The following is an 11,846-nucleotide window of genomic DNA, read 5'->3' on the forward strand; positions in this document are numbered from 1 at the left end:
GGTAATGGGTAATGGGTAATGGGTGATAGGTAATGGGTAATGGGTATGGAATAGTTAGTGGTTATTAATTCTCATCCCCGTTTCCCTATCCCCAACACTAAGACACACTGGCAAGAGAAGCCAAAGGATCGGGGATACTTTCACTAGGGGCTTGAAATTCTCCTGTGAGGACGTATTCTAAGCGCAGTTTTAACCAAGTAATAAATTGAGGATTGGTAGAAATGATCGCTGCTGCTGGTTGCGGACACTTTGCCTTAACTTGTGCCATCCGGGGAGATTCCAGAAAAGCAGGTTGTTTCACTACCCAAAAATCAATTTCCTTTTCTTGTTCATGGTAGTGACGGGTACGTTCTCGCAACACTTCTTCCATCGGTTCTTCTTCTAGTAAAAAGCGTTGGCTTGCTAAAACGTAATAGTATGTTTTCATTTTTGTTCTTTACTAAACAGCTAAGGTAAGGGCATAGTATTATCTACTATGTCCTTGAAAATTATCTCAGCTTTAGCCTCTTTAACTACGACCCGAAAGGACAACCATAAGCTGATTGTTCATCACTAGCCTATTTACCGCCACTTGTGAGCTTGTTAAAAAATTGACTGTTGTCAAAATAATGCTCAACAGAGAGAATTTTCAAGTCATCAGTAACACGAGCAACACTCATGCCCACTATCTCCACCGTTTCCCCTGTGGGTGCATGGTCTTTATATGGACCATTAAAAGTCCCCCAATGACGCCACTTAAATGTAACGTTGGGTGGCCCTGAATAAACCTCCAGCACTTCCCACAAAAATCCTTTTGGAAACGCAGTCTTAAAAAGCTGACCTGAAGATTCAAAGCTTTCCTCAGAAGCTTTGTAAGTATCTATATCACCGATGAATAGATTATAAGTTCCAGACGCAAACACATCTTCGGCTGTGTAGGCCTGACCTCCATTACTACTCATGCGAAACTTGTCTTGTACAACAGATAACCACTCTTGGGGATTACTTTTAAAAGAAACCTCCATCTCAAAAGTTCTGACCAAGTTTTGCACGATCGCTTCTAGAGAACCTTCTATATGGCGGCATTTGCTCTCCTGGGCTAGACCTGCTTTTGAATCAGAATAATCAGGAGGGGCACCGTAACGCCATTGGGCATCTTTGCTTTGTTCAATTACTGTATCCCGGTCTTGTACCCAAAGCGGAAGGTCTTGAGATTGTGTTGCGCTCATAAAATTCCTTGGTTTCAAAGTTGACTTGCCGTAACCGTAAATACCACTAAAATTTTAGATTTCGCAGAGACTTTTTTTTCTAGCTTTTCGGTGATCGATTATTAGTGATTACTGAACAAGTATTAGTTAAAGATTAACTGATAACTGTTCACTGTTTACAGATTACCGCGCATAGCTAATTTCATCTCCTGAACTGCTCTTTCCATACCTACTAATACAGCCCGGCTGATGATGGTATGACCTATATTAAGTTCTTCCATACCAGGAAGACAAGCAACGGGGTAAACGTTCCAGTAGGTGAGTCCATGACCAGCGTTTATTCGCAATCCGGCTTTGATTGCTTGTTCACATCCGGCTGCCAACAGGTCTAGCTCCTGTTGACGACTAGTTTCATTTTTCGCTTCAGCATATCGACCAGTGTGCAATTCAATAAATTTTGCCCGCACCGTCCGAGATGCTTCTATTTGTGTCGATTCTGCATCAATAAACAGACTCACTGGAATGTCAGCACCCTGTAGTTTATCAACAACCTCTCCAATTCTATCAATCTGACCTGCGACATCCAATCCACCTTCTGTAGTCACTTCTTCCCGTCGTTCAGGAACTAAAGTCACATAGTCTGGTTTGATGTCGAGGGCTATGGCAACCATTTCATCTGTCGCCGCCATTTCCAAATTCAAATGTGTTCTGACTGTCTGTCGCAATAAACGCACATCCCGTTCTTGGATATGTCGTCTATCTTCTCGCAGATGGGCAGTAATACCATCTGCACCACCCAATTCTGCCAATACTGCCCCTGCTATTGGGTCTGGTTCCACCGTCCGTCGCGCTTGCCGGATAGTGGCGATATGGTCAATATTTACACCAAGTGTCGGCAACCCTAGTCTCTCCCTAATCCACAATCCAGAGACGATTTTAGCGGAAATGCTGGTTCGGTAGTCAATTGTTATTTGTCAATCGTCAATTGTTGGTTGGTGGTTAGTGGTTGGTGGGGTTAGTAGTTAATGGTTAGTGGATAGTAGTTAGTAGCTTACTACTCCTTACACCCCACCCTTACGGGAAGCCTATGAGCGCGTCTACACACCCCTCACACCCCTCACACTTTCCTACTCTCTTCCTAATGCGTGAATTTTGAATTGTTTTATCCCCACTGCCCCTAATCCCCAAAGGGGGCCCCGAGTTCCCCATCTCCCCATCTCCCCACCACCACGCTACGGTATTCTTGGTGAATTATTCAGATAGACTGTCACCAGAAGGCAAACTTCGTATCCGATTCATTTGTGCAAGGGCGTATCGTGCTGTTGCTTGGACATCAGGATCGGAATCTTGCACTGCATGACATAAAATCTGGCTAATTTGAGCCATCATGTCATAAACACGAGTCAGGTCACGGATAGCATTTTGCCGTACTTGTGGGCTTTGATCTCGTAGAGAGATAGCCAAAGCGTTATTCATCGGTTTAAGTGTGCTGATGCCAATTTCTGCTAAAGCAGCCAAGATTAGGCTCCGCTGTTGTGAATCTGCATCAATCATTAAATCTACTAACGGTTGAATTGCCCGTGAGTCTCCTTGTTGACCTAAACTCCAAATTGCTTTGCGTCGCTTGATAGGATCAGGACTGTTTAAATCTTGAATTAATTCTTCAACAATATTGACTTTAGTTAGGCGGGAAGTGCTTTCTGCTGGTGATGGTGGCAGTAATTTTACTGTTTGTGATGTGGTAGATACTTGTAGACTGGTATCTGATTCTTGGGGAGGTTGTGTCTGTTGTTGGGAATCTATATCACTGGAGCCTTCCAAAGATAAAATATCACTTTTGCTAGGTATAACTTTTTTGCTTGTGCCCAATAATTTTATAAAAAATAACAATGCACCACTAGCTCCCAAAATCGCGATCGCCACTACTAACCACCAGATCAAGTCGTAATCTTTTGATTGCTTGTTAGTTTTAGTGGATTCTGGGTTGGGGCTGGCAAGAATATTTTTATACCAAGTTGTGTTAAAATGCAACGCTTCAAGCGATGAACTGGGGTGGTGAAGTGAAGTCTTTTTCGCCATCTCCCTATTGTCCCTAATTCCCACTTCCAGGGAGGAGTAAGGCTCCTGAGTTCCCCATCTCTCAAGGTTTTGTGTTGCTGTACTTGGGGAACTATAGCCCAAACTCAGGTAAATAAAACAGATAGTCAGCGCAATTGAATAACGGCATAGCCTCATATACTAAATTTTAGTCAGAATATATGTGGAATTCATGGATACCACGATAACTTCAGACAGAACTAAATGTTAATTATTATTTTGAAAAATTTTTTACATCAGTATTTTCAATATGGTTGGTAACGGTGGTCTATTGTTGGGAATAAGCTTTTTCTCCTAAGGTTGAGCGATTAACCTCACAAGATTAAAGAATACAGAAAATGTATTATCTACTACTATTGCTAACCACTGTAGATAAGCTTCTGTATTTAGGCGATAGGGTAAAATATTTTCCCCATCTCCCCCTGCTTCAATTAATATTTTTAGCCTTTTGTCTGTTTTTCTAGATACTGACGTACTCCTTCACTCATTTGGAATAGATTCGGTTCAACTTTTTTGCTGAGAAAATCTTCAACTATGTTTGCGACTTTGGTTGCGATGAACCAGGGTACACCTTTGATTTGCTTGGGGTCAATTATCAGTTCGCCACGACTCTTAATCAGTGTGGCATCACCATCTGCAATAAAGCGGTTCTTACCTGCACAGTGAACCGCTTCGGTAAAAGCGTGAGTTTTAATCTGCCACTCCACCACAAACTCAGCCTCGTTCCAAGTATTGTATTCAGTCCAAGAGAGCATATCTTCACTGAGTATGGCTCTTGCTGCCAATGGAATGTCTCCACCTCCATGCCATTCGTTAATACTGTAAACTCGTTTATCTTCCTCTTGACGAGATTTCACCTCAATTTGACGCACGTTTGGCATGTAGGGAACAAGTTCAATTAGCTTATCCCGATAGGTAGCGTAGACTAGGGAGAGTGGAAAAGAAATCCGCGTATCAGCAGATATGAGCATTTGTTAATTGATTTTGGTTGAGATTTTTAATAAAAGACAGTTTTAAAGTGAACTGGGACTTTTATATTACCAATATCACTAGAAAGTTATGTTAACTGGATGTGTGATCGCCCTGTTGGATGTAGAAATTTCCGTAACTGGCAAAAAGCACCAAAACAGTTAAATGAAGATGAAGCGGATTTAATTATCGGGCATTGCCTACAGTATTCGTCTTGGCATCAAAGACAAACACCATATCAAGAAAACTTGGATTGTGTTGCTAGCGTGAGTTGCGCTCATGCTCCAGTGGCTCTTCACTAGTGTATCTCTTGTTGCCGCAAACGGTTCATAATGGGTAATTGGTGAGACTACTTGCCGTCTTGGCTTGATGCCAGATGGCAAAGTAGCGAACCCGAAGGGTAATGAAGATACTGATGATTTTTCCCATGCTTAATGCCCTCTGCCTTTGTTTGTCAGCACTGAGCCGAACTTGATATTACTGGTGATAGCTAAATCATATGAGTGATACTTTATTCTCTATTGAAAATTTGCGGGTTGCCTATCCTCACCGTAGTGATGAAAAGACTCAATGGGCTGTTGATGATGTGTCTTTCAGTCTTCGACCAGGTGAAAAAATGGGATTGGTAGGAGAGTCTGGGTGTGGTAAGTCAACTTTGGGGAGGGCAGCAATGCGATTGCTACCACCATCTACTCGGATTGAGGGACAGGTAACATTTCAAGGACAGTCAGTGTTTGATTTGACACCCGTAGAGATGCGAAAATTTCGGGGGGAAGCAGTGGCATTGATCTTTCAAGATCCAATGACGCGCCTCGATCCATTGATGACCATTGGCAACCACTGTATTGAAACGCTCAAGGCACACTCACCCCAATTGTCAGCCAAAGCAGCAAAAGAAAAAGCGATCGCCACTTTAGAAAAGGTTAATATACCTGCTACTCGCTGGCATCAGTATCCCCATGAGTTTAGCGGTGGAATGCGGCAACGGGTTGCAATTGCTTTAGCTTTGTTGTTGCAACCAAAGCTGATAGTTGCCGATGAACCCACCACCAGCTTAGATGTCACTGTCTCGGCTCAGATTTTGCAGGAACTCACACGCCTGTGTGCCGAAGAAAATATGGCCCTGTTGCTGATTTCCCATGATTTGGCAATGGTAGCAGAGTATTGCGATCGCATTGGCGTGATGTATAACGGCAAAATGGTAGAGATGGGTGCTACAGAAACCGTATTTCGGCATCCTCAACACGAATACACGCGATCGCTCTTACAAGCAGCTTTGCATATTCAGGCAGTGGACGACAAAGAAGATGGGGAGAAGAATTCACTCAATCACCCCATCTCGGAAGCCCGATCCCCGATCCTGCGTGTTGTAGACCTAAAACAGCACTACACCATTGAGCCGAATTTTGTTGAGCGCATATTTAAAGGCACAGGTCAAACTATTAAAGCAGTTGACGGCATCAACCTAGAACTTTATCCGGGAGAGATTTTAGGATTAGTCGGAGAGTCTGGTTGTGGCAAAAGTACCTTATCGCGAACAATTTTGCAACTAATTCGTCCTAGCGCTGGCAAAGTAGAGTTTCTTGGTAAAGATATTACTAACCTATCTCGGCAAGAAATTCGTCTGCAACGGCGGCAAATGCAAATGGTCTTTCAAGATCCCCATGCTTGCCTCAATCCTGCGATGACGGTAGGACAAAGTATAGCTGACCCTTTATTAATTCACCAACTGGCAACTCCTGAAGAAGCAAAACAGCAGGTTTTGCAGATGTTAGAAAAAGTTGGGTTACAACCACCGGAAGTTTATTATCAGCGTTATCCCTCGGATTTATCAGGAGGACAGCAGCAACGAGTCGCAATTGCTCGTGCTTTAATCACTCACCCCAAACTTTTGATTTGTGATGAACCCGTGAGCATGTTAGATGCTAGCGTACAGTCACAAGTATTGGATTTGATGCTGGAGTTGAAGGAAGAATTTGATTTAACGTATTTGTTTATAACTCATGATTTATGGTTGGCAAGGTTCTTGTGCGATCGCATTGCCGTTATGAACGGTGGCAAGATTGTTGAAATGGGCCCCACTAAAGAGATTTTTGCCAATCCCCAACATCCCTATACACAAACTCTCCTTGCTGCTGCGCCTTTGTTAGCAAGAGCATAAGTAATTCAGTGATCACTGATCAGTTATCAACCACTAACCACTAACCACCAACAACCAACAATTAACTATTAAATATTGACTAACGGCGAACACTCAAACAAATGTAAACCTAAATGTTGAGACAGTTCCTCGCACACCTTGACTCCCCGAACGCTGTTACCGCGTGCATCTAAGCGGGGTGAGAATACTGCAATTCCCATCTTGTTGGGTACTACGGCAATAATTCCACCAGAGACACCACTTTTGGCAGGAATACCAACTTTGTAAGCCCATTCACCAGCAAAGTTATACATCCCACAGGTGTACATGACACTCAGAATGTCTTTGACATAACAGCTTTTTATAGCTTGTTCATTGGTGATGGGATTCACACCCTTGTTAGCTAATGTTGCCGCCATCACTGCTAAATCATGGCAATTGACCATCACAGCACACTGCTGGAAGTACAGATCCAACGCTTCATCAATGGGTTTGTCAATCATGCCAAAGTTGAGCATGAGATGGGCCATCGCCCGGTTACGGTGTCCGGTGGTGCGTTCTGAGGTGAATACTGAGATATCAACAAATACATCACGTCCGATGTATTTCTGAAACATATCTAACATCCGGTTTAGACGTTCGGTTGCGTCTGACCCTTTGATCAAGCTAGTGGTGGCGATCGCTCCTGCATTGACCATTGGGTTGTAAGGTCGCTTAGATTGTTCGTCAAGGACTATGGCGTTAAACGCGTCCCCTGTTGGCTCTACACCTACTCTGGTCAATATATAATCTCGCCCGTGATCCATAAGAGCGAGTCCGTATGCGAACACCTTTGATATGGATTGAATTGTAAACAGCTGCTGATAATCTCCAACTTCGTAAATTTCACCGTTAACATTGACGATGCTAATGGCAAACAACTCTGGGTCTACCTTGGCCAATTCTGGAATGTAGTTCGCAACTACTCCATCCTGTAATGACTCGTATTTAGAATACAAGTCATCAATATAAGCTTGTAGTGAAGATGGATTTCTTGCTAGTTCTTCTTGGTTTGTCATGAAGTTGAGTCAAAAAGTCTGAAGGATGAAATTAGAAGAAAATCGGATAAAACACTTTTATTTTTCGATGGACATATATGAAGTATATAGACCAAAACTGTTTATTGTTCGGCTATTTTTTCATCCTTCACCCTTCTATTAACAACTCCGGTTGAAAAATAACTCGTTCTCAACTACCCAAAGCAAAATATTAAGTTTCTTTGCCGTAGTTACAAATTATTCGTATAACACCAGCAAATCTGGCTAATTTTTGAAAAAAATATTTTTTGTTCTATTGTAAAAAATGTTCCATGCAACTGGAATTAGTTTCCAGTTCTATATTCCAGATATATGTAAATTAATTTACTACATATCTGCTGTGTTGGGTTAATTCAGTGTATCCAGACACTTGTTGCGAGAATCACATTTATAAAAAGATAATCAATATCGAAATCACTGCAAAGCTAATTTTGTATATCGACTTTATAATCAGCGATCCCCTAATTGCTATCTTTGATGAGCTATTGGCAAATTCTACGGAAAAATTGTTATAAATATAACTTAAAGTTTATGACTAATGATAATTTTTTATCTTGAGTATATCTACTTATTATAAGTATATTTATGGGAAAGTCAAATTTTTGAGAAACTAAATAACATTAATGAGCTTTTTAGGCAAGCCCATATGCAATTTCATTGATTTGAATACCAAATCGTGTCAAGTTTTCTTAATAAAATTTCTAAACAATAAAAAAAACTGTTACATCGTCAAAATCCGCTTTTGAGAAAGGTTTTGACCTTGAAATACTCATTTAATTTTGATAAATTTACCGAGTCTTACGCTAAAACCCTGATCCCCAACTTCAGAGGTTCGTGTTAATCTGTTGCAGTTAATAGCAAAAAGTGAAAGCGGAACGAGTTCGATTGTTGGAGAAGGTAATTTTCATGAAATACCTAACCCACGAACTGTCAAACATCCGTTCTTCAGTAGCTTTAATATTCGGACGCATGAATCAAAAACATTTGTGGACTGTTGTCGCTGTGTGTAGCACTGTTTTGGGGATGCCCTTAGTTGGACGTACAGAAACTGCTAAGAAAACTGCTCCAAGCTCACCACTTCTGCCTTCAGGTGATGTGGAAAAAGTAGGAGAATACCAATCCCCAACAGCAAATCCTGTTGCAGGTGGTGCGATCGCCAAGATTCACACACACCAAGTAGCAGGTCGCCCAGTGGCAACGCTCTATATCCGCGATATTCCCGTTCTCAGCTTTTTAGGACAAAAGTCAGTTGCCAATCAAGAAACAAAAGTTGGTGAAATTGGTAACTTCAACGGGATATCCAAAGCTCTTGATAGCAGCAGTTCCACTCAAATAGCAGCAACCAATGGAACAGGCATAAGTTTGACAAGTCAGACTAGCTCGGCAACAGAAGACCCAATTCAAAGGGCAAGTGTAGTAGCAGCAAAAATTAACCAGCTAGTTCTAGATAAAGTAGACGCCAGTAAAATCATCGTCAGCTGGAAAGCACCAAACGCATCTACAACATCTAAGCAAGACCAGAAAAAAGGATTAAATGGTCAACAAAAAGCTGGCGATCGCTTCGTTATCAAAGTCAACAATCAAGAACTGGTAGAGATTGATCAAAACACAAAACTAGCGGATACAACCAACGATCCAGCTCAGGATGCATTGCAAGTGACCAACCGCTTGCGCCGACTCATAGGCAACGCATCGCCTATAAACCAGATCGCTAACTTACCTGCCAGTTCATTAGAATCACTACCAGCTAAGCTACCACATAAGCTTGCCGTTAAAGTTCAAGATACTTTCAAAGGCATAGCTTCCTACTACGGCTACGATTTTTCCGGCAATAAAACCGCCACAGGCGAGAGGTTCAATCCACATGGAATGACAGCAGCTCACCGTAGCTTGCCTTTTGGTACAAGGGTGCGTGTAACCAATACCCGCAATGGTCGGTCTGTGATTGTGCGCATCAATGACAGAGGTCCATACATTCGTGGTCGGGTTATTGACCTCTCTCTAGGTGCAGCGCGCGTTTTAGGTATGATAGGTAGCGGCATAGCGCCTGTGCGAATTGAAGTTCTAGGAAGGTAGTTGGTAGTTGGTTGTTAGTAGTTGGTTGTTAGTAGTTGGTTGTTGGTTGTTGGCATTTAAGTACCACTAACCAATAACCACTAACCACTAAAAAATCTTCTTGTTCCCCTAGACTAGCCTCTTGCCTCACTTTCGGATATAAACTAACGGGGGAGAGCTAGATTCAAGACTAGGGGTATTTTTGTGCGCCTGTTGACAACTACTGTGGCATTACGCTGCTATTTAAATCAGCGCCGTTCGGAAAATCAGCTTATAGAGCAAGAACGGCCATCAGAATTTGAGGTGACTGGCAGACCCTTGACGGCTGTTGGTCTAGTCCCCACCATGGGAGCCTTACACAAAGGTCATTTAAGTTTAATTCAACGGGCGCGGCAAGAAAATGCTACGGTTATTGTCAGTATTTTCGTCAATCCTTTGCAATTTGGCCCCAATGAGGATTTTCACCGTTATCCCCGCACTTTAGACCAAGACCTGCAACTGTGCGAGCAAGCAGGGGTGGATATAGTTTTTGCGCCGACTCCGGAAGAAATGGGAGTTGACCTGAAAAATATACAAGAATCAAAGGTTACACAAGTTAACCCGCCATCTGCTATGATATCTGGCTTGTGTGGTCGCTATCGGCCTGGTCACTTTCAGGGTGTGGCTACGATCGTGACCAAACTTTTCAATTTAGTACAGCCTGACCGAGCTTATTTTGGTCAAAAGGATGGTCAGCAACTGGCTATTATCAAACAGCTGGTAGTTGATTTGAATTTTTTGATCGAAATTGTTGCTTGTGCAACGGTGCGAGAAACATCTGGTTTAGCCATCAGTTCTCGTAACCAATATTTGACTACCACAGAAAAACAGCAAGCAGCTGTGTTGTATAGTGGCTTGCAAAAAGCCCAAGCAGCTTTTCGTGCTGGAGAACGCAATGCTAACAAGCTCATTGCAGCAGTTCAGCAAGAAATAGCAATGGTCAGTTCTGTATCTGTGGAATATATTGAATTGGTTGAACCAAATACTTTAATGCCAATAGAAACAGTTCAGGAGGAAGGAATGCTCGCGATCGCTGCTCGTCTTGGTTCTACACGTTTGATTGATAACACCATTTTGCGCGATCGCCAGCCAATTATTGCTATTGACGGGCCAGCCGGAGCTGGCAAATCTACCGTTGCTCGGCAGGTAGCAGCAAAACTAGGTCTAGTATATCTGGATACAGGAGCCATGTACCGTGCTGTCACTTGGTTGGTACTGCATGAAGGAATTGCCCTAGATGATGAGTGTGCGATCGCAGAATTAGCTAGCAGGTGTGTGATTGAACTGGCTCCGGGGCAGGACTTACAATCTCCAGTACAAGTGTGGATTAACCATCATGATGTTACCCAAGCAATTCGCTCAATTGCGGTGACATCCAATGTTTCGGCTATAGCTGCACAAAGTGCTGTGCGTCAAGCATTAGTCAAACAACAACAAAGGTGGGGCAAAAAAGGTGGCTTAGTTGCAGAAGGACGGGATATCGGTTCTCACGTTTTCCCCGATGCAGAAGTAAAAATCTTTTTAACCGCCTCTGTGCAAGAACGCGCCCGTCGCCGCCTACGTGACTTTCAAAAACAAGGTCAAAGTGACATATCTTTAGAACAGCTAGAAAAAGATATCGCCGAACGTGACTGGAAAGATAGCACCCGCAAAGTTTCTCCTTTAAAGAAAGCGTCAGATGCGGTTGAAATTAGCACAGATGGTTTGTCAGTAACCGAAGTCACAGAAAAAATTGTTGACTATTACCAGCAACGCTTATCTCAGTTTTAGTAGTCATTGGTCATTTGTAAAAACTCTGGACAATTGACTATTGACTTGACAAAGCAGAAGTTAATTTACATTAAGTCAATGAATCTGAGAATAAACTCGCTATCCTAGAGGAAGAGCAGGACGATACTTTAACAAATGAGCTTTAAAAACTTTCAGTTAAGTCTGTATCAACTCCGCCCTTGGCTTACCCTCGTAGTAATTGCGTGGTTACTAGGATCATTAGGCTTGGGCTGGTTGGTAAATTCGTTGCTGATAATCGTTGGGCTACTTTTGCTTACGCCTATTCTGGCGTTTTTTGGGTTTCGTTGGTGGTTGCAACGTAACTTAGTTACTGATCGCTGTCCCGTTTGTAGATACGAATTTATGGGTTTGAGTCAGACTCAGTTGCAGTGTCCTAATTGTGGAGAACTGTTGTCAGTGCAACAGGGCCATTTTCAGCGCATTACACCCGATGGAACTATTGACGTGACAGCTGTTGAAGTACCAGCACAATCACTCGAAGATTAGTTATTG

At 42.6% G+C, this 11,846-nt stretch carries 9 protein-coding genes and 1 pseudogene; 4 read left to right on the plus strand and 6 right to left on the minus strand.

Annotated features, from left to right (window positions below):
- Positions 1-97: 97 nt before the first annotated feature.
- The 5 genes and pseudogenes from NIES592_RS02890 to NIES592_RS02910 form a co-directional block, all read right to left on the minus strand.
- Positions 98-427: an MgPME-cyclase complex family protein gene (locus NIES592_RS02890; RefSeq protein WP_009460308.1), complete on the minus strand. Its 330-nt coding sequence runs from the start codon at positions 425-427 to the stop codon at positions 98-100.
- Between the two features lie 133 nt (positions 428-560).
- Positions 561-1,208, minus strand: a pseudogene (locus NIES592_RS02895) (SnoaL-like polyketide cyclase); the annotation flags it as partial.
- 155 nt (positions 1,209-1,363) lie between these two features.
- The gene (locus tag NIES592_RS02900; RefSeq protein ID WP_073554858.1) at positions 1,364-2,086 is read right to left on the minus strand and encodes a pyridoxine 5'-phosphate synthase; all 723 of its coding nucleotides are present in this window, start codon (positions 2,084-2,086) and stop codon (positions 1,364-1,366) included.
- A 352-nt stretch (positions 2,087-2,438) separates the two neighbouring features.
- A complete protein-coding gene (locus tag NIES592_RS02905) occupies positions 2,439-3,266 on the minus strand; it encodes a HEAT repeat domain-containing protein (RefSeq protein WP_073554859.1) in 828 nt (275 codons plus the stop codon).
- Between the two features lie 458 nt (positions 3,267-3,724).
- Positions 3,725-4,255 (minus strand): hypothetical protein, encoded by a 531-nt coding sequence (locus NIES592_RS02910; protein ID WP_009460312.1) that lies wholly within the window; start codon positions 4,253-4,255, stop codon positions 3,725-3,727.
- A 497-nt stretch (positions 4,256-4,752) separates the two neighbouring features.
- Between NIES592_RS02910 and NIES592_RS02915 the strand changes: the two genes are divergently transcribed.
- The gene (locus tag NIES592_RS02915; RefSeq protein ID WP_062248790.1) at positions 4,753-6,414 is read left to right on the plus strand and encodes a dipeptide ABC transporter ATP-binding protein; all 1,662 of its coding nucleotides are present in this window, start codon (positions 4,753-4,755) and stop codon (positions 6,412-6,414) included.
- A 68-nt stretch (positions 6,415-6,482) separates the two neighbouring features.
- On the opposite strand, the gene glsA is transcribed toward NIES592_RS02915, so the two are convergent.
- On the minus strand, positions 6,483-7,451 hold the full coding sequence (gene glsA / locus NIES592_RS02920) for a glutaminase A (protein ID WP_062248788.1): 969 nt from the start codon (positions 7,449-7,451) through the stop codon (positions 6,483-6,485).
- 987 nt (positions 7,452-8,438) lie between these two features.
- Here glsA and NIES592_RS02925 point away from each other — a divergent pair.
- From NIES592_RS02925 to NIES592_RS02935, 3 genes are all read left to right on the plus strand, one after another.
- Complete coding sequence (locus NIES592_RS02925) at positions 8,439-9,545, plus strand: septal ring lytic transglycosylase RlpA family protein (RefSeq protein WP_178379467.1); 1,107 nt, start codon at positions 8,439-8,441, stop codon at positions 9,543-9,545.
- Between the two features lie 183 nt (positions 9,546-9,728).
- Positions 9,729-11,333 carry a bifunctional pantoate--beta-alanine ligase/(d)CMP kinase gene (locus NIES592_RS02930; RefSeq protein WP_062248784.1) on the plus strand — a complete coding sequence of 535 codons (1,605 nt, stop codon included), beginning with the start codon at positions 9,729-9,731 and terminating at the stop codon, positions 11,331-11,333.
- 135 nt (positions 11,334-11,468) lie between these two features.
- Positions 11,469-11,840: a hypothetical protein gene (locus tag NIES592_RS02935; RefSeq protein ID WP_062248782.1), complete on the plus strand. Its 372-nt coding sequence runs from the start codon at positions 11,469-11,471 to the stop codon at positions 11,838-11,840.
- Positions 11,841-11,846: the final 6 nt, after the last annotated feature.

It is taken from the genome of Fischerella major NIES-592 (assembly GCF_001904645.1).
GTDB classification, from domain to species: Bacteria; Cyanobacteriota; Cyanobacteriia; order Cyanobacteriales; family Nostocaceae; genus Fischerella; species Fischerella thermalis.

What these genes read in the sequence shown, in the direction of transcription:
- NIES592_RS02910 (WP_009460312.1), bottom strand. Translation starts at nt 4,255, where the DNA reads ATGCTCATATCTGCTGATACGCGGATTTCTTTTCCACTCTCCCTAGTC.
- NIES592_RS02915 (WP_062248790.1), top strand. Translation starts at nt 4,753, where the DNA reads ATGAGTGATACTTTATTCTCTATTGAAAATTTGCGGGTTGCCTATCCT.
- NIES592_RS02905 (WP_073554859.1), bottom strand. Translation starts at nt 3,266, where the DNA reads ATGGCGAAAAAGACTTCACTTCACCACCCCAGTTCATCGCTTGAAGCG.
- NIES592_RS02925 (WP_178379467.1), top strand. Translation starts at nt 8,439, where the DNA reads ATGAATCAAAAACATTTGTGGACTGTTGTCGCTGTGTGTAGCACTGTT.
- NIES592_RS02890 (WP_009460308.1), bottom strand. Translation starts at nt 427, where the DNA reads ATGAAAACATACTATTACGTTTTAGCAAGCCAACGCTTTTTACTAGAA.
- NIES592_RS02935 (WP_062248782.1), top strand. Translation starts at nt 11,469, where the DNA reads ATGAGCTTTAAAAACTTTCAGTTAAGTCTGTATCAACTCCGCCCTTGG.
- glsA (WP_062248788.1), bottom strand. Translation starts at nt 7,451, where the DNA reads ATGACAAACCAAGAAGAACTAGCAAGAAATCCATCTTCACTACAAGCT.